We start from the raw sequence: 24,507 nt of genomic DNA, 5'->3' as shown, positions 1-24,507 counted from the left end.
CGGGGAACGGACGGCACCCCGTCCGCGCCGGCCGCCCCTGACCCGCGCACCAGGCGCCGGGCTGGAAGCGCGCGCCGACCCGCCCGCACCCGACCGCGCACGTCGACCAACCCGCACCCGACGGCGAACCCCGCCGCATCCAGCCCCGCCGGCGCTTGAGGCGCGGGCCCGGGCAGAGCCCGCGAGACCGCCGCGCCGGCCGCCTCCGACCCACCGCCCCGTGCGCCGCACCCGCCCCCGCGCATCAACCCGCACCGCCCCCGACCGCGCAGATCGACCAGCCCGCACCCAACGGCGAACGCCGGCCCAATCCAGCCCCGCCGGCGCTTGAGGCGTGGGTCCGGGCGGAGCCCGCGACACCGCCGCGCCGGCCGCCTCCGACCCGCCGCACCCGCCCCCTCGGATCGATCCAAACCGCCCCCGACCGCGCATATCGACCAACCCGCACGCGACGGCGAACGCCGGCCAAACCCAGCCCCGCCGGCGCTTGAGGCGCGGGTCCGGGCAGAGCCCGCGACACCGCCGCGCCGGCCGCCTCCGACCCGCCGCACCCGCCCCCTCGGATCGACCCAAACCGCCCCCGACCGCGCATATCGACCAACCCGCACCCGACGGCGAACGCCGGTCAAACCCAGCCCCGCCGGCGCTTGAGGCGCGGGTCCGGGCAGAGCCGGCGACACCACCGCGCCGCCGACTCCGGCCCGCCGCGACTCCGGCCGAGGCCCGCACCCGACGGCGGACGCCGCCGCATCCAGCCCCGCCGGCGCTTGAGGCGCCCCCGCCGGGCGGAGCCGGGGCCCACGGGCGTTCGCGGAATCCCGCGGCGGGATCACGGGTGCGCCGCGGTCGGGGTCGCCGCCGCGCGGGCCATCGCTTCGGTGTGGGCCGCCCGCGCCTGCGCCAGCACATGCGCGGCGCGGGCCGCGGCCCGGCCGGCGGGATGCCAGCCCAGCAGGTGCCGCCACACCAGGGGGGTCCCGGCCAGCGGCCGGGTGACCACCCCCGGCGTCGCCGGGAACGTCGCCCGGCACAACCCCACCGCCCGCCCCACCTGCACCAGATGCACGCAGGACGCGGTGTCCGCCTCGTACACGCAGGCGGGCGTGAACCCGGCCCGCACGCACGCCGCGGCGAAGCAGTCCCCGAAGCACCCGTCCCCCGGCACGTCGGTCCACGCCTCCGCCGCGAGCTCGGTCAGCTCGATCTCGGCCCGCCGCGCCAGCGGGTGGTCCTCGGCGAGCATCACGTACACCGGGTCCCGTGCGACCTCCATCCACGCGAGCCGCCCGGGCTCCGGCGGCGGGCTCTCCCCGCACACGCCGATCAGCGCGAAGTCGAGCCGCCCGCCGGCGACGGACCCGGCGATCTCCCGCTCCGACCAGGCGGTGTACGTCGCCACCGGTACCCCTGGGTCCTGCCGGGCGAGCCGGTCGACGAGCCCGCCGAGCAGCGGCCCGTGCGTCCCGCCGATGCGGTGGCCGGCGGTGCCCTGGCGGGCGAACCGGACGGCCTCCTCCTGGAGCTCGCACACCGCGGGCAGCAGTACCCGCGCCCGGTCGAGGACGAGTTCGCCGAGCGCGGTGGCCCGTACGCCGTCCCTTCCGCGGTCGAACAGCGCCCCGCCGAGCGCCCGCTCGATCCGTCTGAGCTGGGTGCTGAGGGCGGGTTGGGCGAGCCCGAGCCGGGTGGCGGCGCGGGTCAGGCTCCCGGCGTCCGCGACCGCGCGGATGATCTTGAGGTGCCTCAACTCCAGATCCATGCAACGAGCTTGGTCCAGACCACCACGCTTGCGCTACGGGTGTGCCGACCGTATCCGGATCCGCCGCAGGATCGTTGGTGCTCCCGGGGTCCGCTACTCGGAGGCAGCAGCATGCAGACGATCACCGTCGACTGGGACCACCCCGCCGATCCCCGCCCCGGCCCCGCCCGCGACCACGTCCGCGACTACGCGGCCACCGGCGGCCAGGACGGCCACCTCTGGCACGGCGTGCCCACCCTCCTCCTCACCACCGTCGGCCGCCGCACCGGCCGCGCCACCCGCACGCCCCTCATCTACGCCGAGGACGAGGCCCGCCTGGTCGTCGCCGCGGCCGCCTGGGGCGCCCCCGCACACCCGGACTGGTACCGGAACCTCGCCGCGCACCCCGAGGTCCGCGTCCAGGTGGGTCCGGACGTCTCGCCGGCCCTGGCCCGCACGGCCGGCGCGGACGAGCGCGAGGTCTACTGGCCGGCCCTGTCCGGCCTGTGGCCCGCCCTGGACGACTACCGGGCCCGGGCCCGCCCGACCCGCACCATCCCCCTCGTGATCCTCGAGCCCGGCCTTCGCGCCCCGCGGCCGGCGTAGACGCGGGACAACGCTGCGCGGGCGCTGCCGGCCGCCCAGCCCTTCGCGCAGAGTGCCTGCCGTCGAGGCGCCGCCGACCACGCCGTACCCGTCGGCCACGACCCCGACCGGCTGGTCGCGGCCCTGTCCCCGGGCGCCGGCCGGCCCGGATCCGGAGGTGCGTACGAGCAGCGGGAGGACGACCGGCCCGCGTCCGCCGCCGCGCACGTCCCGACCCGGCCGGGTCCCGCCCCTGGTGGAGTGCGGGCCAGTCGTCAGCCGAAGACGACGGACCGGAGCCGCAGGCGGTCGCCCAGCACCTTGCCCGGGTTCATCACGTAGAAGGTGTCGCCGTCGCAGTCCGCATCGAGGAAGACGGTGGCGGTGGAGTTCGTGTGGTTGCGCGGGGCGTGGGCGGGCAAGGCGGAGCCGACCGTCTCGGGCAGGTTGATGCACTGCCCGCTTTCCGGGTCGGCCAGCACGCCGCGCAGGGCCACGGAGTTCAGGCCGACGTAGGTGTACACGAACTCGCCGGTGGCGGCCGAAGCCGGGGACGACGGCAGGGCCGCAGAGAGCATGAGGCCGCCGAGGGCGGCGGCCAGGGCGCTGCGCAGGCGCATGGGGGTGTCCTCCTGAAGGAGACGCGTTCGGGCAGCGCCATCCCTCCCGCGAGCGCGCTCCCCCGTAACGTCCCCGCCTCCACAGGAACGTTTCACCATCACCCTTTCAGTCCGGCGCCGCCGTCGTCGGGGAGGCAGGCGCTAGTCGAGCCCCTTGGCGAAGTGGAACGCGACGATGTCGAACCGCTCGCGGAGGTAGAAGCGGTGCGCCCCGGTGCGGTGGGTGCCCGAGTCGAGGTCCATGAGGCGGCAGCCGGCCGCGCGGGCCCGCTCCTCCAGGTGGGCGAGCAGGGCGCGGCCCACGCCGCGGGAGCGGGTGTGGGCCGCGGTGACGAGGTCGTCGACGTACAGGCGGCGGATGTCGACGGTGTTCGCGACGATGCGCCAGCCGGCCGCACCCGCGCACGCGCCCCCGTCGTCGTACGCCGCGCTGAACCGCAGGCCCTGCGGGTGGCCCTCGGCGTAGACGCCGGCGAGGAGGTCGGCGGTCAGGTGCGGGCGCAGCTCCCGCAGGACGGGCAGCAGGTCGGCGGCGAGCCGCGGGTCGCCCGGCTCCAGGTCGATGATCTTCACCGGCCCACGGTACCCGGGCCGTCGGCCGGGGCGTTGCGGCCGCCGCCCGCCGCGCCGCCGCCCTCCGAGCCGTCCGCGCCGCCGAGGAAGCCTCCCGACTGGTGCCGCCACAGCCGCGCGTAGGCGCCGCCGGAGGTGAGCAGTTCGTCGTGGCGGCCCTGTTCGACGATCCGCCCGCGGTCGAGGACGATGAGCCGGTCCATGGCGGCGACGGTGCTCAGCCGGTGGGCGACGACCAGGGCCGTGCGCCCGGCCATGAGCTGCCAGAGCGCTTCCTGGACGAGGATCTCGCTCTCGGAGTCGAGGGCGCTGGTGGCCTCGTCGAGCAGCAGGATCGGCGCATCGCGCAGGATGGCGCGGGCGAGCGCGACCCGCTGGCGCTGCCCGCCGGACAGTTTGACGCCGCGTTCGCCGACGAGGGTGTCGAAGCCGTCGGGCAGCACGTCGGCGAACTCGGTGACGTGCGCCGCCTCGGCCGCGCGCCGGACCTCCGCGTCGGTGGCGCCGGGGCGGGCGAAGGCGATGTTCTCGCGGAGGGTGCGGTGGAACATGGCCGGGTCCTGCGGCACGTACGCGATGAGGTCGCGCAGGTCGGCCTGGCGCAGCCGGCTGATGTCGCGGCCGCCGACGAGGATGCGGCCGGCGTCGACGTCCGTCATCCGCAGCAGCAGCCGGGTCAGGGTGCTCTTGCCGCCGCCGGACCGGCCGACGAGGCCGAACTTGGCGCCGCCGGGCACGGCCAGGTCGAGTTCCTCGAAGAGGGGGCGGGCGCCTTGGTGGGCGAAGGTGACGCCTTCGAAGCGGACGTCGGCGGCCCGCGGCGGCGGTGCCGGCTCGGGCTCCGGCGGGTCGAGGACGGTCGGCGGCTCCCGCAGCAGCTCGGTGAACTGGGCGGCCTCCGTCATCGACCGCTCCAGGCGGCGGTAGACCTGGTTGAACTCGAACATGATGCGGGTGGCGTTGGAGTAGTAGGTGAAGGCGACGACGACGGCCTCCACGCCGTGCCCGGTCCCGCCCCCGCCGCCGCCCGCGGCGGCGCTGCCGCCGACGACGGCGACCGCGATGAGCAGGCCGAGCGCATTGGTCAGGACGGACATCGGGGCGACGACCGTGTCGATGCGGAGGTTGCCGTAGTCCCAGGCCCGCAGGGTGAGCCGGCGCGATTCGGCGACCCGTGACCGGTGCTCCTCGGCCTCGCGCCGTTCGGCGGCGAACGCGCGGACGGTGTCCATGTTCGCCAGGCTGTCGGAGACGTGCCCGGCGACCCGGGCGATGGCCGCCTCGCGCCGGTCGACGAGCGCCTGCCGGCGGCGTACGAGCGGTGCGACGCACAGGGCGGTGACGGTGATCATCGTCAGCAGTCCGGCAACGAGCAGCGGTTCGTACTGCCACAGGACGACGGACCCGAACAGCAGCGGCACGAACCGGCCGACGACGGCGAATGCGAGGGTGTCGACGAACTCCTCGAAGCGGGAGGCGAAGCCGAGGACCCGCTTGGTCAGCGATCCGGCGAAGTTGTCGTGGAAGAAGGCGGCGTCCTTCGCGAACAGCTCGTCGAGGCCGATCACGTAGAGCCGCTCGATGCCGAGCGCGTCGAGCCGGTTCAGGCAGTGCACGCCGAGCCGCCACAGGGCTTCGGCGAGGAGCAGGACGCCGGCGAAGCCGAGCACGTAGGGCAGGGTCGCGGCGAGGCCGGCGCCGCCGTCGGCGATGCGGCCGACGAGCTTGGCGACGACCAGCGGTGCCAGGTAGTTGACGCCGATGTTGCCGAGCGCCGGCGACAGCATGGCGGGGAGCGCGAACCGGCGGAGCCGGACCAGCTCCCTGCCGTAGTAACGGAGCGCGAGGGCCACCGGGCCGCGGCCCGGTGGCGCCCCGCGCGGTGCGGATCGTGGTGCGGACGGTCCCATCGCCACCCCGGGGTGTCGTACGGCAGCCCGCCGGCCGCCTCCCGGGGCGAGGCCGTCGCCCCGGGAGCCCCGCGTGCCGGGCGGCGGTGCGGGGGGCGGGCAGACAGGCAGTGTCCCGTGGCGGTACGTTCCGCGTCCAAGTGTTTACGGAACGCGACGCCGGTCCGCCCGCGTGTGCGCCGGGGCGCGGCGGGGTCAGGCGGCGTCGGCCGCCTGCTGCGGCTCGCGCCACATGGCCCACAGGGTGGGGCCGCCGCCGGGGAGGGCGAGCTCTTCGCGGACGGTGAAGCCGAAGTGCTCGTAGAACGGCAGGTTGTCCGCCTTGGAGGACTCCAGGTACGCGGGCATGCCGGCCGCGTCGGCCTTGGCGAGGCCGGAGCGCAGCAGGGCCGCGCCGTGGCCCTGGCCGCGGGCGGCGGGGTCGGCGCCGATGGCGGCGAGGTACCAGTGCGGCTCCTGCGGGGTGTGGGCGGCGGCGGCTTGGATGGCCTCGCCGAATATCCCGGCGCGGTCGCCGAGCACCGCCAGGAGGGCCTGCTGGGTCTCCGCGTCGGGAACGCCCAGCTCGCCGGCCTCGGGGGCGACCCAGAAGGCGGCTGCGGAGGCGGTGCGCTCGCAGACGCCGTGCCGGACGTAGTGCCGGGTGAAGAGGGTCGTGAAGTATTCCGTGAGCCGCTCCTCGCGGGAGGCCTCCTCGGGGAAGAACCAGCACATCATCGGGTCGTCACCGAAGGAGCGGGCCAGGGTGCGGCCGATCTCCGGGGCGTCTGCGGCGGTGGCCGCCTGCGGGATGTTCGCTATCGACATACGGGTCATTCTGCACACCGCCTTCCAGGCCCGGCAGGGCGGGGCGGACCCACTCGTTCGGGACAACGCCCCAGGTTGCCGGACGAGTTCCCGCCGCACCGGACGCGTCGCCGCGCGAGGTGGCGCCGCATCAGGTGACGCGGCGCCAGGTGGCGCCGTCAGAGGTATTCGCGGGCGAACTCCACCGCCCATTCGACGGCGGCGACGGGGACGCTGCCGGACCGGGGGTCGATGGCGAGGCGGGCGCCCTCCCAGCCCTGGTCGTGCTCGCGGTAGATGGCGAAGTGGCCCTCGCTGCCGACCCGGCCGCCGCTGCGGCCGTCGCGGTGGGGCCGTACCAGGAACTCGATCGCCCGGTCGTCCCCGTCCGTGCCCACGGTGGTGATCGCCATGTCGCCGACTACGAAATCCACTGCTCCGCCTCTCCGTCCCCGGTGCTCCCGGAAGGACACCCTCCGCCGGGGCGCGGGCCCGCCGCATGAGTGCGCGTACTCAGGAACCGTACTCAGGAGCCGTACTCAGGACCCGTCCTCGTGCGCCCCGGCCGCACCCGTGTGCCCGCGCCGGCGCGGGGCATCCGGCGCCGCGCCCGGGGGCGGGGTGACGAGCGCAACACCGCCCCTGCCGGATGCATGCGGACACACCGATTCCGCAGGTGGAGCGCGGCCGCCGCCCGCATTTCCAAGGCCCAGCGGACACCCGCCCTTCCCATCGCGCGAACCGGGACATATCCCCCTGCGATCGCGCAGGGGAATCCCCAGCGGGCCCGGCGCGGGGCCCGTAAGCTCCCGTCATGCAGGTGATCCAGTCAACGAAACTCGCCAATGTCTGCTACGAGATCCGCGGCCCCGTCCTCGAAGAGGCGATGCGGCTCGAAGCGGCAGGTCATCGCATCCTCAAGCTGAACACCGGCAACCCCGCGGCCTTCGGCTTCGAGTGCCCGCCGGAGATCCTGGAGGACATGCTCCGCAACCTGGGCGACGCCCACGGCTACGGGGACGCGAAGGGTCTGCTGTCCGCGCGGCGCGCGGTCATGCAGCACTACCAGACCAAGGGCATCGAGCTGGACGTCGAGGACATCTACCTCGGCAACGGCGTCTCCGAGCTGATCCAGATGGCGATGCAGGCGCTGCTCGACGACGGCGACGAGGTCCTCGTCCCGGCACCGGACTACCCGCTGTGGACGGCGTCCGTCTCGCTGGCCGGCGGCACGGCCGTGCACTACCGCTGCGACGAGCAGTCCGACTGGATGCCGGACCTGGCCGACATCGAGCGGAAGGTCACCGACCGCACCCGCGCGATCGTCATCATCAACCCGAACAACCCGACCGGCGCCGTCTACGACGACGAGATGCTGCGGGGCCTCACCGACATCGCGCGCCGCCACAACCTGATCGTGTGCTCGGACGAGATCTACGACCGGATCCTCTACGACGGCGCCACGCACACCAACACCGCGGCCGTCGCGCCCGACCTGCTGACGCTCACCTTCAACGGCCTGTCGAAGAACTACCGGGTCGCCGGCTACCGGGCGGGCTGGATGGCGGTCTGCGGCCCGAAGCAGCACGCCGCCTCGTACATCGAGGGCCTGACCATCCTGGCGAACATGCGCCTGTGCGCGAACATGCCCTCGCAGCACGCCGTGGCGACCGCGCTGGGCGGACGGCAGTCGATCCAGGACCTGGTCCTGCCGGGCGGGCGGCTGCTGGAGCAGCGCGACACCGCCTACGACCTGCTGACGCAGATCCCGGGCATCACCTGCGTGAAGCCGAAGGGCGCGCTCTACCTGTTCCCGCGGCTCGACCCGGCCGTCTACAAGATCAAGGACGACCGGCAGATGGTCCTCGACCTGCTGCGGGCCGAGAAGATCATGGTGGTGCACGGCACGGGATTCAACTGGCCCGAGCCGGACCACTTCCGGATCGTGACGCTGCCGGCCGCCCCCGACCTGGCGGACGCCGTCACCCGGATCGGCAAGTTCCTGGACGGCTACGGCCAGCACTGACGCACCGGCCGCGCCCGCGGTCGAGGAACGCCCGAGGGGCGGTGGAGGGGTCCGGCCCCGCTCCACCGCCCCTCGGTCCAGGATCGGGAAAAACTTTAGAACGAATCCAATGTAGGATGGTCTCCTGACTTTCAGGAGGCCACTCATGTACGAGCCGATCCGGACCAAGCCGGTCGTCCACCGTGTGGGCGGCCGCCACTCCGACTATCCGCACAGCACCCGCGCCGAGGCGCTCGACCACCAGCTCGCCGGGCACCTGACCGCCCTGCTGGCCGTCACGGACGCGCTCGGGCAGGACGACGCCGGCAACCGCATCGCCGCCCAGGTCGCCCGGCTGCGCGGCAGCGCCCCCGCCCGGGCGCCGCACGACCCCGCCGCGGACCCCGCCGCCCTGCACCGGCGGGCGCACGACCTCGCCGGCCGGGCGCTCGTCGTGGCCGCGTCACGCGCCGACACCACCGTCGCGATCCTCGCCGCCGAGCTGATGGACGCGCACGCCGCAGCCCTGGGCCGGTTCTCCGAGAACCTCGCCGGGCGCCTCTGACGGCCCCGGTCCGGGGCCGCGGAGGCTCCGGACCGGGAGCCATGGCCGCCGTACGCCCGCCCCGGCCGGCTCCGGCGGCACCCGCGGGTCCGTACGCCCTCCCCCGCCGCCCGCGGTCACGGCGCGGGCGTGAACTCCGCCCCCGCGACCCCGCACCACGGCACCGCCGCGAACGGCCACACCGGCCCGACGGCCTCGCCCCGCTCGACGGCCTGCGGGGCCACCCCGGGGATCCGGACCAGCGCCTGCGCGGCCCGCCCGCCCGGCCGGGACCCGTCGTCGTCGCGGAACTCGACCGTCACCACGTACGCCCCCGCGACCTCGGGCCGCCCCGAGGCCTCGACCGCGGCGACGACCCGCCGGCTCGCTGGGTCGACCCGGCACCCGGTGACCCGGACGTCCTGCAGCGCCCCGCGCGGCGGAGCGGCGGCCGGGCCGCCGCCGCCCCACACGTACAGGCCCAGCGGCGTGAACACCAGCACCGCCGCCACCGCGGACAGTCCGAGGAGCCGGCCGTGCCGCTTCAACGCCGTCATCGCACCCATCGCGCCCAGCCCATCGCGTCCGGCGCGTCCCCCGCGCCCTGCGCGCCCGCGCCCAGGAGACGATCCTGACGGCCCGGCGGGCCCGCTGCCAGCACCGGCCGATGCGTACGCCGTTTCGAAGAGGGACCGGTCGGCCACCGTGCGCTCACCCGTCTCGCCGTGGAAAGTGCGTTCTGACGGGAGCAGGCTGCCCGCCCGCGGGCCGCGGAACGCATCGCGATGCGGGCGGAACACCCGGGGCGGTGCGCATGGGGGCGCAATGCGCGAGCGGCGGGCCCCCGTGCACCGGGGGCCCGCCGCCGGCGGGTGCGCGCGGCCCGCCCGGAGGAGCACGGGGGCTCTCCGGGACGGTCCGCGGCTGCGGTGGGAACCGCTTGGTCGGGGGCTCCCACAGCGGTGGGAATCGCTTGGTCGGGGACTCCCACGTTCAAAGGGCCCTTCTTCAGGGCGCGTTACGGCTCAGCCCAGGCGCTCCACGAGCGCGTGGTACTGGTCCCACAGCTCCTTGGGCGTGTGGTCGCCGTACGTGTTGAGGTGCTCGGGCACCAGCGACGCCTCGTCCCGCCACACGTCCTTGTCGACGGTGAGGAGGAAGTCGAGGTCCTCGTCGGCGATGTCGAGGCCGTCGAGGTCGAGGGCGCCCTTGGTCGGCAGGATGCCGATCGGGGTCTCGACGCCCTCGGCGGTGCCGTCGAGGCGGCCGACGATCCACTTCAGGACGCGGCTGTTCTCGCCGAAGCCGGGCCAGACGAACTTGCCCGCGTCGTTCTTGCGGAACCAGTTCACGTAGTAGATCTTCGGGAGCTTCGCGGCGTCCGCGGAGGCGCCGACCTTGATCCAGTGGGCCATGTAGTCGCCCATGTTGTAGCCGCAGAACGGCAGCATGGCGAACGGGTCGCGGCGCAGCTCGCCGACCTTGCCCTCGGCGGCGGCGGTCTTCTCGGAGGCGATGTTCGAGCCGATGAAGACGCCGTGGTTCCAGTCGAAGGACTCGGTGACCAGCGGGACGGCGGAGGCGCGGCGGCCGCCGAAGAGGATCGCGGAGATCGGGACGCCCTTGGGGTCCTCCCACTCGGGGGCGATCGTCGGGCACTGGGCGGCCGGGACGGCGAAGCGGGCGTTCGGGTGGGCGGCCGGGGTCTCGGACTCCGGGGTCCAGGGGTTGCCCTTCCAGTCGATCAGCTCGGCCGGGGGCTCCTCCGTCATGCCCTCCCACCAGACGTCGCCGCCGTCCGGGGTGAGCGCGACGTTGGTGAAGACGGTGTTGGCGTACATCGTCTTCATGGCGTTGGCGTTGGTGTGCGCGCCGGTGCCGGGGGCGACGCCGAAGAAGCCGGCCTCCGGGTTGATCGCGTACAGGCGGCCGTCCTCGCCGAAGCGCATCCAGGCGATGTCGTCGCCGATGGTCTCGACCGTCCAGCCCGGGATGGTCGGCTCCAGCATGGCGAGGTTGGTCTTGCCGCACGCCGACGGGAAGGCCGCGGCGACGTAGCGGGCCTCGCCCTGCGGCGGGGTGAGCTTGAGGATCAGCATGTGCTCGGCGAGCCAGCCCTCGTCGCGGGCCATGACGGAGGCGATGCGCAGCGCGTAGCACTTCTTGCCGAGCAGGGCGTTGCCGCCGTAGCCCGAGCCGTAGGACCAGATCTCGCGGGTCTCCGGGAAGTGCGAGATGTACTTGGTGGTGTTGCACGGCCACGGCACGTCGGCCTGGCCTTCGGCGAGCGGGGCGCCGAGGGTGTGGACGGCCTTGACGAAGAAGCCGTCCTCGCCGAGCTCGTCGAGCACGGCGCGGCCCATGCGGGTCATGGTGCGCATGGCGACCGCGACGTAGGCGGAGTCGGTGATCTCGACGCCGATCGCGGAGAGTTCGGAGCCGAGGGGGCCCATGCAGAAGGGGACGACGTACATCGTGCGGCCCTTCATGGAGCCGCGGAAGATGCCGTTCTCGCCGGTGAAGATGTCCTTCATCTCCGCCGGGGCCTTCCAGTGGTTGGTCGGGCCGGCGTCCTCCTCCTTCTCGGAGCAGATGAAGGTCCGGTCCTCGACGCGCGCGACGTCGGAGGGGTCGGAGGCGGCGTAGTACGAGTTCGGGCGCTTGGTCTCGTCGAGCTTGCGGAAGGTTCCCTTCGCGACGAGCTCCCCGCACAGGCGCTCGTACTCGGCCTCGGAACCATCGCACCAGACGACGCTGTCCGGCTGGGTGATCGCCGCGATCTCGTCGACCCAGGCGATCAGGTCCTTGTGGTTCGTCGGTACGGAAGTGGGAGCCGCGTTGTCGCGCGCCACGATTGCTCCTTGTTGAGGGGTTCGTTTGGTGAATGCCCCGTGGGGGCTGCGACCCGGACGCTTCGCGCTCCGCTCATCCGGTGCCGACCGCACTCATCTGATCATCCGGTGCATGTGCGCATATGTCCAGGGGGCCTCTCACGTGAGCATCGCCACTCCCGTCAATCTTCCGTAAAGCACACCGGGAGAAACCTACGGACCCGTAGGTAGCATGTGGACCATGACTTCTGACGCCGCAGTCGTGCGGGAGGCCGCTGCGGCGGCTGCCGCGCCGGAGGCCAAGCCGCTGATGCGCGGCTGGCTGCACGCAGGGATGTTCCCCGCCGTCGTGGTGGCGGGCCTGGCCCTCATGGCCTTCACGGACTCCGGGCGCGCCCGGGTGGCGTGCGGGGTGTACGTGCTCACCGCCTGCCTGCTGTTCGGGATCAGCGCCGTGTACCACCGCGGCACGTGGGGTCCTCGCGGCGAGGCGGTGCTGCGCCGCCTCGACCACGCCAACATCTTCCTGATCATCGCGGGGACGTATACCCCGCTGACCGTCCTGCTCCTCCCGCCCTCCACCGGACGGACGCTGCTGTGGGCGGTCTGGCTCGCGGCCGCGGCCGGGATCGCCTTCCGGGTCTTCTGGGTCGGCGCCCCGCGCTGGCTCTACACCCCCTGCTACATCGCGATGGGCTGGGCGGCCGTCTTCTTCCTGCCCGACTTCCTGCGCGCCGGCGGCATCGCCGTCCTCGTGCTCGTCGTCGTCGGCGGGCTGCTCTACAGCGCGGGAGGGGTCATCTACGGGATCAAGCGCCCCAACCCCTCACCGCGCTTCTTCGGCTTCCACGAGGTGTTCCACTCGCTGACGCTGGCCGCGTTCGTCGCGCACTACGTCGGCATCTCGCTGGCGGCGTACCGGCACTGACGGGGCGGGCGGGCCCGGGCGGTCAGGAGCCCGAGCCCGCCGCCGTGCCGAGCTGGGCGGCGAGTTCCGCCGGGTCCGCCGTGGGCCGCTCGCACACGAAGTGCCGGCACACGTACGCTGCCGCCCGTCCCTCGACGGGCGTCCGCCCCGCCAGCAGCGGGAACTCGCCCTCGGCCGCGCCCGGTCCGCCGTCCGCGGCCGGCTCGCCGACCGCCACGACCGCCCCGGGGGCCGTCGCCAGCAGCGCCGTCCGGTGCAGCTCCGCGCGCGCCGGATCGTCCGGCCGGCCGACCACGGCCACCTCGCGCGGCCCGTCCAGCAGCGCCTCCGCCACCGACAGGCCGTGCCCGATGAAGCGCGGGACGCGCGGGCCGAGCGCCCGCACCACCCCGAGCGCCCGCTCGGCCGCCGTGCGGTGCGCCTCCGAGCCGGTGTGCGCGGCGTACGAGAGCAGCGCGCCGGCCGCGGCCGTCCACCCGGAGGGCGCGGCGGTGTCGGTCGGGTCCTGCGGCCGGCGGATCAGCTGCTCCGCGTCGTGCGCGGTGTCGTACAGGGAGCCGTCCTCGGCGGTGAACCGGTCCAGCACCAGGTCCAGGAGGAACCCGGCGAATTCCAGCCAGACACCCTCGCCGGTCACGGCGGCCAGCGCCAGGAACCCCTCGGCGACGTCCCCGTAGTCCTCCAGCACCCCGGCGTTGGCCCCGACCTGCCCGTCCTTGCTGGTGCGGGCCAGGCGCGGGGCGCGCCCGTCCTCCGCCCGGAAGTGGACCCGTACGAGCAGGTCGGCGGCCTCCGTGGCCCGCTCGACGAGATCCGGCCGGTCGAAGTACGCCCCGCACTCGGCGAGCGCGGCGACCGCCAGGCCGTTCCACGCGGCGACGACCTTGTCGTCACGGCCCGGCGCAGGGCGGGCGGCGCGCGCCTCGAGCAGCCGCTGCCGGATCCCGGCGATCCGCCCCGCGTCGACGACCGGCCCGTCCTGCGGGAGCCGGAGCACGGACGCGCCGTGCTCGAACGTGCCCTCCTGCGTCACCCCGAAGCACGCGGCGGCCAGCGCCGCGTCCTCCGCGCCGAGCACCTCCTCCAACTGGGCGGGCGTCCACGCGTAGTACGCGCCCTCCGCGGGCTTCCCGGTCCGCGGGTCCTCGCTGTCGGCGTCGAGCGCGGAGGCGAACCCGCCCTCGGGGGTGCGCAGCTCCCGCACCATGAAGTCGGCGGTCTCCAGCGCCACCCGCCGGGCCAGGTCCGAGCCGGTGGCCCGCCACAGGTGCGCGTAGACGCGGCACAGCAGGGCGTTGTCGTAGAGCATCTTCTCGAAGTGCGGGACCACCCACTCCCGGTCCACGGAGTAGCGGGCGAAACCGCCGCCGAGCTGGTCGTAGATGCCGCCGCGGGCCATGGCCTCGCAGGTGTCGGCGGCCATCTGCAGCGCACCCTCCGCCCCGGTGCGCGCGTGGTGGCGCAGCAGGAACTCCAGCACCATCGACGGCGGGAACTTCGGCGCCCCGCCGAACCCGCCGCGCGCCGCGTCGTACTCCCGGGTCAGCGCCAGCAGCGCCTGCGCCGCCTCCTCGGGGCCGGGGGCGGCGGCCCGGCCGTAGTCCAGCTGCCGGCCGGCCAGGTCCTGCGTGATGCGCTGCGCGACCTCGGCGACCTCCCCGCGCCGGCCCGTCCAGGCGGTGCTGATGCCCTCCAGGACCTGCGCGAAGGAGGGCATGCCGTGGCGCGGCTCGGGCGGGAAGTAGGTGCCGAAGTAGAACGGCTCGGCGTCGGGGGTGAGGAAGACGGTCATGGGCCAGCCGCCCTGGCCTGTGGCGGCCTGCACGGCCTCCATGTAGACGGCGTCGACGTCGGGCCGCTCCTCGCGGTCGACCTTGACGTTCACGAAGTGCTCGTTCATGTACGCGGCGGTGTCGTCGTCCTCGAACGACTCGTGTGCCATGACGTGGCACCAGTGGCACGCCGAGTAGCCGACCGACAGCAGGACGGGTACGTCGCGCCGCTTGGCTTCCTCGAACGCCTCGGGCTCCCACGGCCACCAGTCGACCGGATTGTCGGCATGCTGAAGCAGATACGGCGAGGTCACACCAGCCAACCGGTTCATACGACCCAGCCTCTCACAACGGCCGACGCGACCGGTGAAACCCCCGCGAGGCCGCCCCGGTTGGCCGAATCGCGACGACCGGTGCACGCCGGCTCGCCGTCGGTCACGCGAAGGCGGCGGCGTTGCGCCTGGCCCAGTCGGTGAACGGGGTGGCGGGGCGGCCGAGGACCTTCTCGACGTCGGGGCTGACGGCCTGCTCGCGCGGGGTGGGGGTGCCGAGGATGTCGAGGGTGGTGTCGGCGACCGGGGCGGGCATGAAGGCGAGCATCTGCGCGCGGGCCTCCTCCCGGGGCTGGTCGGTGAAGGCGACCTGCTCGCCGATGGCGTCGGCGATGGCGGCGGCGCGCTGGAGCGGGGTGGTCGGGGCGGGGCCGGTGAGTTCGTAGCCGGCCTTGCTGTGGCCGGGGCGTGTCAGGACAACGGCGGCCACGGCGGCGATGTCGTCGGGGTCGATGACCGGGAGGCCGACGTCGCCGAAGGGCGCGGCGACGGTCCGGCCCGCCTTGACCGAGGGCGCCCAGGCGTAGGCGTTGGAGGCGAAGCCGCCCGGGCGCAGGATGGTCCAGTCGGCGCCGGAGTCCATGACGGCCTGCTCGTAGGCGGCGAAGGCCCGTCCGTGGGACAGGGAGTCGGGGCGGGTGACCACCCCCTGGGAGGACAGCAGGACGATCCTGCCGTAGTGCGCGAACGGGGCGACGACGGCGGCGGGGTCGCCGGTCATCATGAGGTCTCCCCCGACGAGCAGGAAGACCGCGTCCGCCGCGGCGGGCAGGTCGGCGACCGGCCGGGCCAGGTCGGCGGCGACGGCGTGCACGCCGGGCGGGACATCGGCGGGGGTGATGCGGCGCGACACGGCGGTCACCTCGTGTCCCTGCTCGGTCAGCAGGCGGACGAGCGTGCGGCCGACGTTTCCGGTGGCACCCGTGACAACGATCATGCGGAGTTCCTCGAATCAGAGCGTGGTGGACTGGCAGCCGTAGTTAGTTAGCTGACTAACTAACTCGCTGGATCGGAGGCTAGCACGGGTCGAGGCCGTAAAGTAAGTCAGGTGACTCACTCGAAGGAGCCCGCCCGCACCCGCGGCGCAGGCGCGAAGCGGCGGCGGCTCATGGAAGCCGCGGCCGACGTCGTCCACCGGCAGGGCGCCGAACGCACCACCATCGCCGACATCGCGCGCGCGGCCGAGGTGCCGGTGGGCAACGTGTACTACTACTTCAAGACCAAGGACGAGCTCGTCGCCGCCGCACTGTCCGAGCACGAGCGGCACCTGAACGTGCTCGTCAGCGAACTGAACCTGCTCCCCGATCCCCGTGAGCGCCTCAAAGGGCTGATCGACGGCTGGGCGGGGCAGCGCGATCTCGCCGTCCGCCACGGCTGCCCGACCGGCACGCTCGCCGCAGAGCTGGGAAAACGCGACGAGGGAGGCCTGGACGTCGAAGCGGGCAGGGTCATCCGCCTCCTGCTGACGTGGGTGGAGGACCAGTTCCGCGAGCTCGGCCAGCCGGATCCCGAGGGCCTGGCCCTCACCTTGGTGGGCGCCTACCAGGGCATGTCCCTGCTGGCCAACGCCCTGCGGGACCCGGGGGTCATGGACCGTGAATGCGCTCGCCTGACGGCCTGGATCGACACCTTCGAGGCCGCCTGAGCCCGTGGGCGAGGGGGGCCGCCCGCCGTGCCCGGGGTCGCACGCGGCGGGGCGACCTGACGGGGCGTCGGGCGGGCCGGCTCAGCGGTCGACGAGCCCGCGGAGGAGTTCCAGGCCCGCCGGCCAGTCACCGAGGCCGCTGCCGGAGTTGATGTGGCCGTGGCCTTGGACGAGGTGGGCCCGGGCCTGCCAGTCGCGCCCGAAGGAGACGGAGGCCTCCGGGCCGCAGTAGGGGTCGTCGTCGCTCGCCACCATCAGGCTCGGGCACGGCAGGGGGCGGGCGGACAGGCCCCGGAACGTCGGTGCGGCCTCACGCGGGAACGCCGGCCCCCCGGGGTCGGGAGGGGCGACGAGGAGCGCCGCCACCGCGTCGGGTCGAGCCTGCTCCAGCCAGTGTGCGGCCGCCCAGCAGCCGAGGCTGTGCGCCACGAGCGCCACCCGGCCGCAACGCCGGGAAGCGGTCTCGTAGGCGGCCTGGATCGCCGCGGTCCAGTCCGGCAGGTCGGGCCGGCTCCACGAAGCGGGCGCGATCCGCACCGCCGAGGCCCCCCACCGCTCCTCCCACAGGCTCTGCCAGTGCCGCTCATCCGAACCGTCGATTCCCGGGATGATGACGTACGCGACCATCGTCCACCGCCGTTCCGCTCCCGGCCCCCGCACTCCGCCGGGGCACCCAGGGGCGATTCTTGATCGATCGGCGCCTGCGATCGGGCCCGGCGAGCGATCTCAAGGAAAGCGGGGGCGAGGACGATGGAATCACTCGACGAGATAGACCGGGCCATCCTGGACCTGCTCCAGGCCGACGGCCGGCTCACCGCGGCCGAGGTCGGACGCCGGGTCGGGCTGTCACAGCCGGCGACCGGCGCCCGCATCCGGCGCCTGGAGAAGAGCGGGGTCATCACCGGCTACCGCGCCGTCGTCGCCCCGGCCGCGGTCGGGTTGAACATCCACGCCGTCGTCCGGCTGCGCACCACCCACGCACGGCTGGCCCAGGCGCTCACCCTCGCCGCCCGGATTCCCGAGGTCGTCGCGACCCTGCGCGTGACCGGTGAGGACTGCCTGGTGCTCGACGTGCACTGCTCCCACGCCGAACGCCTGGAGCAGATCGTGGACTCGCTCGCCCGCCACGGAGCGGTCACCACGTCCCTCGTCCTGCGCAGCTACCCGCCGAAGCCGCTGCCGACGGCGGGCGGCCGTCAGCCCTTGTAGGAGTTGATGAGCCGGGCCAGGTGTTCGCCCGCGACCGTCAGGGGCGTCTCGCTCTTGAAGACCTGTGCGGTGAGCTCGGCGCCTTCGAGGGTGCTGATGACGGTGGTGGCCAGGTCGTGCGCGTCGCGTTCGGGGAATCCGGCGCCGCGAAGGGTGTCCGCCACCATGTCCCGCCAGTGCTGGAACGCCTGGGTGACGGCCTGCTCGATCTCGGGTACCCGGCCGGTGGTTTCGAGTGCGGTCGCGCTGATCGGGCAGCCGTCCACCCATCCGGAGTCGCGCAGGTGGCCGGCGAGCGCGCGGGCGCAGGCGGCGACGGCCTTCGCCGGGTCGGCCTCCTGCGACAGCGACGCCGACAGCAGCTCGGCGAACTCCTGGTCCGCGTGCCGGACGGCGGCCACGCCGACGGCCTGCTTGCCGCCGGGGAAGAAGTGGTAGACCGAGCCGAGCGTGGCCTTGGCCTCCTGGGCGACCTGCTTGATGCCGGTCCCCTCGTACCCCTGGCGCTGCATCAGCAGGGAGGCCGCGCGGACGATGCGCTCCCGGGTGTCCGGCTGTGGTGATTTCGCCATGCGGCAGAGCCTACTGGGTAGAGCGTTCGTTCTAGCTTGTGGATCAGGTGAACGCCGTGCTAGCTTCCGACTAGTTAGAACGTTCTTTCTAGAACTTCTCGACGCCAAGGAGCTGGAGATGGAACACAAGCGGATCACCGTCAACGGCCTGGACCTGGCCTACGTCGAAGCCGGCGAAGGGCCGCTCGCCCTGATGCTGCACGGCTTCGACACACCCAGGCTGTACCGGTACCTCATGCCCGCGCTGGCCGAGGCGGGATACCACGCCGTCGTCCCCACCATGCGCGGGTTCGCCCCGTCCCAGGTGCCGCCGGACGGCAGCATGCGCCTTCCCGACCTGATCGCCGACGCCAACGGCCTGCACGAGGCGCTCGGCGGTGGCTCCGACGCGGTCCTGATCGGGCACGACTGGGGCGGCTTCACCACCTGGGGCGCCGCCGCGGCCGCACCCGAGCGGTGGTCCAAGGTGGTCGTCAACGACGTCCCGCCCCTGGAGTTCTACGACCGGGGCAGTGCGGATCCCGACAGGATCGAGCGGTACGTCCACTTCTACTTCTTCCAGATGGCGATAGCCGACCAGCTCGTCGCGGCCGACGACCTCGCCTACCTCGACTGGCTCTGGGACCGCTGGACGGGGAACGTCCCCGGCTACGACTCCACCGAGGACCGCAAGGCGATGAAGGAGGGACTCAACACGCCGGAGAGGCTCCACCTCGGGCTGGAGCTCTACCGGCAGAACTTCCCGGCCGCGACCTTCGGCACCCCGCAGTGGGACATGGTCCGCGTGCTGGACAAGCTGCCGACGCAGCCCACCCTGTACCTCCACGGAACCGAGGACCCCGTGGTCGACGAGGCGACGCTCGCCGAGATCGTCGCCATGCTGCCCCCCGGCTCGGACGGCGCGATGATCGAAGGCGCCGGCCACCACCTCCTCGCCGAGAAGCCGCAGGAAGTGAACGAGCGCATCCTCGCCTTCCTGGCCCGCTGACCACACACTGCGGCGCGGGTCGACCGGCGGTCGGCCCGCGCCGGGCCGGTACGGGTCAGCGGGCGGCGTCGGGGCGGGGCAGCTCGTCCAGGTCGAGGGTGTAGGTCCGCCCGTCGGCGAGCTCGATGGGCAGCTTGCCCGTGCCGTACCGGTGCGTGTGCGCCGCGATGTAGCCGGAGCCGGTCGGCCGGGTATGGACGACGACCTCCCCGGCGTACGGGTCCACCACCACGTAGACCGGGATGCCGTGGCGGCCGTACTTCGCGGTGCAGTCGTCGTGGTCCTTGCGGGAGGAGGGGGCCGACACCACCTCGGCGATCAGCAGAACGTCCTCGAAGCCGTAGCGCTTGCCCTGACGTTGCGCGTCCTCCCGCATGATCGCGAGATCGGGGGCGGAATTCTCGTCGGCCGGGAAGTCGATGTAGACGTCGGAGATGGTCTTCGCGTGACGCCCCAACGACACGATCGTGTCGTACTGCATCGACTTGATGGTGTTGGAGCGCTCTGCGCTCTGCGGGGTCATGACCACCTTGCCGTCGACTCCGAAGAAGACCGCGTACCCGGCGGGAAACTCGGTTTGCGTGACCGCGTCGACGCTCATCGACGACTCCCTCCTGCCACCTCACAGGACAACGATCCCTACGGGGTCCGCTGCAGAGAGCAGGCCGCCCTCCGCCACGCGGCGGGCCCCCGCCGGGGCGCGGCGGGGGCGCGGGGCCGGGTCGGGCCTGCGGGGGCGGGGCGTGGATATATGCGCCGTGCGGGGCGGCGGGGCCCCAACTGGCTCTGATCTAGCTCAAGTTATGTCGCGCATCGGGGGGTCCGGTCCCACACTTGGGGCACGTTGCCGGAGCTCTCTTGAGGGGATGCCGATGCGGGACAGCCATCGCGGTGAGGCCGAGCGACTGCTGCAGCGGGCCGTGGACGAAGAGGCCAGGCGGGCCGCCGGTGCGGGGGCGCCGTTCGACGGGGCCGCGCTGCTGACCCGCGGGCTCCAGGCGCTGGACTCCCTCGCGGCGAGCGCCGCCGAGGAGTACGAGGCGTACGTACGGGCGCTGGACGCCTCGGACGCCGGGGCCGAGTCGCTCGGCGAGGCCTTCCGGCGGCAGAACACCTCGACGGCGCTGCTGGTGACGGCGGTGGCGGCCGCCGCCGCGGCCGGCGCGGACCTGTCGCTCGGGTTCCCGGCCGGGGCGGCGCTGACCGCCGGGGCCGTCACCGGGGTCGCGGGCGCGGCGGCGGCCGTCGCGAAGGTGACGGCCGGGCACCTGCCGGCCGCGAACCGGCGGGCGGGCGAGCGGGGGCGGCCCGGCGGGCCCGAGCAGCTGAGGCTGAAGTGGCTGACGGCGCTGGAGGTGCGGGGCATACGGCCGTTCCTGGAGCAGCAGCGCGCGGTGGCGGCCGCGGCCCGCGCGCCCCGGCAGGCCCGGCAGCCCCGGCCGGCGGCCGCGGCACCGCCGCCGCGCGGGGGTGACCGCAGTGCGCAGGCGCGGCGGCGCAGCGTCCTGGAGCAGTCCTTCGGGCAGCTCCCGGAGCCGGCGGCGGAATTCACGGGCCGGCGGGCCGAACTGGCCCGGATCGCGCAGTGGGTGCAGGCGGCGCGGGCCAGCACGGAGACCCGGCCGGTGGTGGTCGTCCTGTACGGCGAGCCGGGCGTCGGCCGGACGGCGCTGGCCCTGCGGGCCGCGGACGCGCTGCGGGACCAGTTCCGCGGCGCGTGCGTGGTGGACCTGCGCGGCGGCTCGCCGGGCGGGCGGACGCCGCTGCCCGTGCGGGAGGCGCTGCTGCACCTGCTGAACCGGCTGGGCGCGCCCCGTGAGCAGCTGCTCTTCCGCGAGGGCTCCTCCGTGGAGCAGCAGGTGCGGCGGCTCGGCGAGCTGTACCACCAGCAGGTGCAGGGGCTCCCGGTGACGGTGGTGCTGGACGACGCGGTGGACGCGGAACAGGTTCGCCCGCTCGTACCGGAGCGGTCCGAGAGCCTGGTGCTGGTCACGGCGCGGGCACCGCTGGAACTGCCGGGACCGGCCGCCTGGGTCCACCAGCTGCCGGTGCAGCCGCTGCCCGCCGCTGAGGCGGCGGACCTGGTCCGGGCGGCCGCGGCGGGGGCCGGAGCCGTGGACGGGCCGGACGACGCGGCCGTGGCCGAACTCGTCGCCCTGGCCGCCGGCCTCCCCCTTGCCCTCCGCGCCCTGGCCCCCGCGGCCGCCCCGCGGGAAACCCCCGCCGCCGCGGGCGGGGCCGGGGTCTCGGACGCCGACGCGGCGGCCCCGCGCGGGAACGGGCGCGCCCCGGCGGTGCTCACGGGCGGCAACGAGGACGCGGACACGCACGCGGGCAGCGACGGAGATCCCGGCGCGCCCCCCACGGGCGGGCACGCGGGCTCCGCCCGGGTGGCCGCGGCCGCCGGCGGGCATGCCTCCGCGGCACTCCCCGGCGGCCACGAGGGCGCTGCGGTGCCCACGGGCAGCGGCGAAGGTGCCGGCGCGCTCCCCCCGGGCCGGCACGCGGGCGCCGCCCGGGTGGCCGCGGCCGGCGTCGGGGGCGACGGGACGCCCGCGGTCGGGGACCCGGCCGCCGCGGCACTCGCGGGCACGGGCGTCGACCGGGCGGCCGCAGACGGGCATTCGGCCGTGTCCGCAGCGCCCGGAGGCGGGGGTGCCGGCGTCGGCACACCCGCCGGCGGGGGCATGGCCTCCACCGGGGAGACCGGCAGCAGGGACGGTACTGCCGCCGCGGCGGCCGTGAGCGGGAACGCGGGCGCCGCCAGGACACCCGCGGACAGCGGCGAAGGTGCCGGCCTGCCCTCCACGGGTGGGGCGATGACAGGCGGGGTGGACACAGGGGCCGGGCAAGCCGCGGGCCGCGACCGGGCCGCCGCGGCGGGCGCGGTGCAGGACAAGAGCGCCGGCGGGGCGGCGGCCGGGACCGACAACGCTTGCCGGGTGGTCTCCCGCAGGGACGCGGGACCCGACGGATCAGCGCCGGGCAGCGGCCACCACGCCGACGGATCAGCCGCAGACCGGGCCCAGGCCACCCCCGCGGCGACCGGCGGAGTCCCCGCACGCGACGACGAAGGAACCGCCGGAGCACCCACAGGCAGCGGCCACGGCACCGGCCGACCGACCCCAGGCCAAACCCACACCACCCCAGCGGCAGCCGGCGCGGCGCACGCGCGCAGCGACGAAGAATCCACCGGAGCACCCACAGGCAGCAGCCACGGCACCGGCGGACCGACCGCAAGCCGAACCCACGCCGCCCCAGCGGCAGTCGGCGCGGCGCACGCGCGCAGCGACGAAGAAACCGACGAAGAAACCGCCGGAGCACCCGCGGGCAGCGGCCACGGCACCGGCGGACCGACCGCAGGCCGAACCCACACCACCGCGGCGGCGCCCGGCGGGGGCGCCGGGGCGCCCTCGGGCGCGGACGCCGGCACCGGCGGGGCCGCCCCCGGCGGGGCCGGCGCGGCCCTCGCGGGCGGGGCCGGCGCCGGGCAGGTCCTGGAGCGGGCGCTGGCCCGGGCCTACGGGCGGCTGCCCGAGGATCGGCAGCGGCTGTTGCGGCGGCTCACGCTCGCCGGCCGGGCCTCCTTCGGCCCCTCCGCCGCGGCCGCGCTCATCGGCACCGGCCCGGTCGAGGCCGCACGCCTGCTGCACGAGCTGGCCCGCGCGGGCCTCCTGGACCACGTACGCGGCGAACGCTTCCGCATGCACGACGCGGTCCGCGCCTACGCGGCGGCGCGACTGGCGGCGGACGGGGACCGGGCGGGCGCCGCGGCGGCGCACGGCCGCCTCATCCGCGACTACGCGCAGCTCGCGGATGCGGTGATCCGGATGGTCGACGGGCAGACGTCGACGCGCTCCGGCCACTTCGGCGGGCACGGCTTCGCCTCGCTGGAGGCGGCGCTGCGCTGGCTGGACGAGGAGTCGAGCTTCATCACGGCGGCCCTGCGGCACGCCGGGGACGTCGACGATCTGCAGGCGGTGCTCGACCTGCTGGGAGCGCTGTGCGACTTCTGCCTGCTGCGCGGCGACCTGTACCGCCTCGGGGAGATCGACGAGCTGACGCGGGCGGTGGAGGCGGCCCGCCGGGGCCGGCCCGGCCAGGGCCGCCTGGTGCGGTCGGTGCAGTGGCGTACGGGCATCGCGGCGCGCCAGCTGGGCGAGCTGGACCGGGCCCGTACGACGCTGTCGTCGGTGGTGGACCAGTACCGGGAGGCGCGGCAGGACGCGGGCGCGGCCATGGCGCTCGTCTCGCTCGGGATCACGCTGCACCACCAGGGCCGGCTGCGGGACGCCGCCGCCCGCATCCGGGAGGCGCTGGAACTCCAGGCTCCGGCGGAGCTGGCGGGCGACCGGGCGTGGGCGCTGCACGCGCTCGCGGCGGTCGAGCGGGACTCGGCCCGCCTGGCGGAGGCGCTCGGGCTGCTGCGGCGCTCCCTCGCGCTGCACCGGGAGCACGGCAGCGTGCACGGCGAGGCGTGGGCTCAGTTCCAGCTCGGGCAGGTGTACCTGCGGCTCGGGGAGGTCCCGCAGGCGGAGGAGGAGCTGCACCGGGCGCTGGACCTGTACGGGCGCACCCGCGACGACCGCGGCCGGGCCTGGGCGATGACGCAGCTGGGCCGGGCGCGGGTGGTGGACGGCGATCCGGGCCCGGCGGTGGAGCGGCTCCGGGAGGCGCTGGCCCGCCACCGGGAGGCGGAGGACGCGCGCGGCGAGGCGTGGACGCTGTACTACCTGGGGCAGGCGCTGGAGGAGGCCGGGGAGCCGGACGAGGCCGTGCGGGAGCTGGAGCGCGCCAGGACGATGTTCTCGCGGATGCGGGACGTGTACGGGCTGGCGCACGCCCGGCACCACTCGGGCCGCGTGACCCGCGACCTGCGGGCGGCCCGGACCGGCAGCCTCCGCAACTCCGGTTTCGCCCGGCAGCTGCTGGTGGACGCGCGGGCGGACTTCCGGCGCATCGGGCTCGCCCACGGCGAGGCGTGGACGTGCCTGGAGCTGGCGGTCGTCGACGCGGGCAACGACCGGACGGCGCAGGCGCTGGACCTGTGCGAGGAGGCGGCCCGGCTGTTCATCTCGTACGGGGACCGGCGCGGCGAGGACTGGGCGCGGTTCATGCGCTGCACGCTGCTGCCGTACGCGGCCCCCGGCGGCGGCGCGGAGGAAGCGCGGGCGGAGCTCGCGCGCCTGTCGGGCGCCCCGCACCCGGCGCGGGACGGGCGGCTGGCGGACTGCCTGGACGCGTACGCGGTGGTCCTGGCGCGGGGCGTGGACCCGGCGGAGGGCTGGCAGGGGTGGCGCCTGTCGATGGTCCCGGACCTGCACGCCCAGGAGGTCATGGGCGTCCCGATGCCCCCCGCGGTTTGAGGCGCCAGCCGCCGCTCCGGTGCCGCGCCCCGGCGGGTGCGGGTCCGCCGGGGCGCGGCGTCGTCGTCCGTGGGCCCGGCGCGTGCGGGGGCGCCGTACACCG

The 24,507-nt window shown here is 74.8% G+C and carries 21 protein-coding genes; 8 read left to right on the top strand and 13 right to left on the bottom strand.

Going from position 1 to position 24,507, the window contains the following annotated elements:
* Positions 1-829: 829 nt before the first annotated feature.
* Positions 830-1,759 carry a LysR family transcriptional regulator gene (locus IE170_RS05810; RefSeq protein WP_189808178.1) on the bottom strand — a complete coding sequence of 310 codons (930 nt, stop codon included), beginning with the start codon at positions 1,757-1,759 and terminating at the stop codon, positions 830-832.
* 111 nt (positions 1,760-1,870) lie between these two features.
* Between IE170_RS05810 and IE170_RS05805 the strand changes: the two genes are divergently transcribed.
* Positions 1,871-2,344 (top strand): nitroreductase/quinone reductase family protein, encoded by a 474-nt coding sequence (locus tag IE170_RS05805; protein WP_189808177.1) that lies wholly within the window; start codon positions 1,871-1,873, stop codon positions 2,342-2,344.
* Between the two features lie 254 nt (positions 2,345-2,598).
* Here IE170_RS05805 and IE170_RS05800 read toward each other — a convergent pair whose 3' ends face one another.
* From IE170_RS05800 to IE170_RS05780, 5 genes are all read right to left on the bottom strand, one after another.
* Positions 2,599-2,943 (bottom strand): hypothetical protein, encoded by a 345-nt coding sequence (locus IE170_RS05800; protein ID WP_189808176.1) that lies wholly within the window; start codon positions 2,941-2,943, stop codon positions 2,599-2,601.
* A 141-nt stretch (positions 2,944-3,084) separates the two neighbouring features.
* Positions 3,085-3,516 carry a GNAT family N-acetyltransferase gene (locus tag IE170_RS05795; RefSeq protein WP_189808175.1) on the bottom strand — a complete coding sequence of 144 codons (432 nt, stop codon included), beginning with the start codon at positions 3,514-3,516 and terminating at the stop codon, positions 3,085-3,087.
* The gene (locus IE170_RS05790) at positions 3,513-5,426 is read right to left on the bottom strand and encodes an ABC transporter ATP-binding protein (protein ID WP_189808239.1); all 1,914 of its coding nucleotides are present in this window, start codon (positions 5,424-5,426) and stop codon (positions 3,513-3,515) included. The genes IE170_RS05795 and IE170_RS05790 overlap by 4 nt, the downstream gene beginning before the upstream one ends.
* 195 nt (positions 5,427-5,621) lie before the next feature.
* On the bottom strand, positions 5,622-6,233 hold the full coding sequence (locus tag IE170_RS05785; RefSeq protein ID WP_189808174.1) for a GNAT family N-acetyltransferase: 612 nt from the start codon (positions 6,231-6,233) through the stop codon (positions 5,622-5,624).
* A gap of 158 nt (positions 6,234-6,391) precedes the next feature.
* Entirely contained in the window at positions 6,392-6,646 is a 255-nt protein-coding gene (locus tag IE170_RS05780) for a hypothetical protein (protein ID WP_189808173.1), read from the bottom strand.
* A gap of 380 nt (positions 6,647-7,026) precedes the next feature.
* Between IE170_RS05780 and IE170_RS05775 the strand changes: the two genes are divergently transcribed.
* Both IE170_RS05775 and IE170_RS05770 read left to right on the top strand, forming a co-directional pair.
* Complete coding sequence (locus IE170_RS05775; protein ID WP_189808172.1) at positions 7,027-8,238, top strand: pyridoxal phosphate-dependent aminotransferase; 1,212 nt, start codon at positions 7,027-7,029, stop codon at positions 8,236-8,238.
* Between the two features lie 145 nt (positions 8,239-8,383).
* Complete coding sequence (locus tag IE170_RS05770; protein WP_189808171.1) at positions 8,384-8,782, top strand: SCO4983 family protein; 399 nt, start codon at positions 8,384-8,386, stop codon at positions 8,780-8,782.
* 116 nt (positions 8,783-8,898) lie between these two features.
* Here IE170_RS05770 and IE170_RS05765 read toward each other — a convergent pair whose 3' ends face one another.
* Together IE170_RS05765 and IE170_RS05760 are read right to left on the bottom strand one after the other, a co-directional pair.
* Positions 8,899-9,318, bottom strand: a complete 420-nt coding sequence (locus IE170_RS05765) for a hypothetical protein (RefSeq protein ID WP_189808170.1) — start codon at positions 9,316-9,318, stop codon at positions 8,899-8,901.
* Positions 9,319-9,786: 468 nt separating this feature from the next.
* A complete protein-coding gene (locus tag IE170_RS05760; protein ID WP_189808169.1) occupies positions 9,787-11,613 on the bottom strand; it encodes a phosphoenolpyruvate carboxykinase (GTP) in 1,827 nt (608 codons plus the stop codon).
* Between the two features lie 220 nt (positions 11,614-11,833).
* Here IE170_RS05760 and trhA point away from each other — a divergent pair, with 220 nt between their 5' ends.
* Positions 11,834-12,520 carry a PAQR family membrane homeostasis protein TrhA gene (trhA, locus tag IE170_RS05755; RefSeq protein WP_189808168.1) on the top strand — a complete coding sequence of 229 codons (687 nt, stop codon included), beginning with the start codon at positions 11,834-11,836 and terminating at the stop codon, positions 12,518-12,520.
* A 22-nt stretch (positions 12,521-12,542) separates the two neighbouring features.
* Here the strand turns inward: trhA and IE170_RS05750 are convergent, their stop codons facing one another.
* Complete coding sequence (locus tag IE170_RS05750) at positions 12,543-14,624, bottom strand: thioredoxin domain-containing protein (protein WP_189808167.1); 2,082 nt, start codon at positions 14,622-14,624, stop codon at positions 12,543-12,545.
* Between the two features lie 103 nt (positions 14,625-14,727).
* A complete protein-coding gene (locus IE170_RS05745; protein ID WP_189808166.1) occupies positions 14,728-15,561 on the bottom strand; it encodes an NAD(P)H-binding protein in 834 nt (277 codons plus the stop codon).
* A gap of 111 nt (positions 15,562-15,672) precedes the next feature.
* Between IE170_RS05745 and IE170_RS05740 the strand changes: the two genes are divergently transcribed.
* The gene (locus IE170_RS05740; protein WP_189808165.1) at positions 15,673-16,269 is read left to right on the top strand and encodes a TetR/AcrR family transcriptional regulator; all 597 of its coding nucleotides are present in this window, start codon (positions 15,673-15,675) and stop codon (positions 16,267-16,269) included.
* A gap of 81 nt (positions 16,270-16,350) precedes the next feature.
* Here IE170_RS05740 and IE170_RS05735 read toward each other — a convergent pair whose 3' ends face one another.
* Positions 16,351-16,896 carry an RBBP9/YdeN family alpha/beta hydrolase gene (locus tag IE170_RS05735; protein WP_189808164.1) on the bottom strand — a complete coding sequence of 182 codons (546 nt, stop codon included), beginning with the start codon at positions 16,894-16,896 and terminating at the stop codon, positions 16,351-16,353.
* A 123-nt stretch (positions 16,897-17,019) separates the two neighbouring features.
* Between IE170_RS05735 and IE170_RS05730 the strand changes: the two genes are divergently transcribed.
* Entirely contained in the window at positions 17,020-17,478 is a 459-nt protein-coding gene (locus IE170_RS05730; RefSeq protein WP_189808163.1) for an Lrp/AsnC family transcriptional regulator, read from the top strand.
* Here IE170_RS05730 and IE170_RS05725 read toward each other — a convergent pair.
* The gene (locus tag IE170_RS05725) at positions 17,466-18,050 is read right to left on the bottom strand and encodes a TetR/AcrR family transcriptional regulator (RefSeq protein ID WP_189808162.1); all 585 of its coding nucleotides are present in this window, start codon (positions 18,048-18,050) and stop codon (positions 17,466-17,468) included. The two genes, IE170_RS05730 and IE170_RS05725, sit on opposite strands and share 13 nt — an antisense overlap.
* Positions 18,051-18,168: 118 nt before the next feature.
* On the opposite strand from IE170_RS05725, the gene IE170_RS05720 reads away from it, so the two are divergent.
* Positions 18,169-19,038: an alpha/beta fold hydrolase gene (locus IE170_RS05720; RefSeq protein WP_189808161.1), complete on the top strand. Its 870-nt coding sequence runs from the start codon at positions 18,169-18,171 to the stop codon at positions 19,036-19,038.
* A 55-nt stretch (positions 19,039-19,093) separates the two neighbouring features.
* On the opposite strand, the gene IE170_RS05715 is transcribed toward IE170_RS05720, so the two are convergent.
* Positions 19,094-19,639 (bottom strand): Uma2 family endonuclease, encoded by a 546-nt coding sequence (locus tag IE170_RS05715; RefSeq protein WP_189808160.1) that lies wholly within the window; start codon positions 19,637-19,639, stop codon positions 19,094-19,096.
* A 271-nt stretch (positions 19,640-19,910) separates the two neighbouring features.
* Between IE170_RS05715 and IE170_RS32425 the strand changes: the two genes are divergently transcribed.
* A complete protein-coding gene (locus IE170_RS32425) occupies positions 19,911-24,404 on the top strand; it encodes a tetratricopeptide repeat protein (RefSeq protein WP_223855961.1) in 4,494 nt (1,497 codons plus the stop codon).
* Positions 24,405-24,507 lie beyond the last annotated feature (103 nt).

Origin of the sequence: Streptomyces toxytricini (assembly GCF_014649915.1) — a bacterium.
Classification (GTDB): Bacteria; Actinomycetota; Actinomycetes; order Streptomycetales; family Streptomycetaceae; genus Streptomyces; species Streptomyces toxytricini.
The sequence above is the reverse complement of the archived record's forward strand: the minus strand, read 5'-3'. Positions and strand labels throughout refer to the sequence as shown.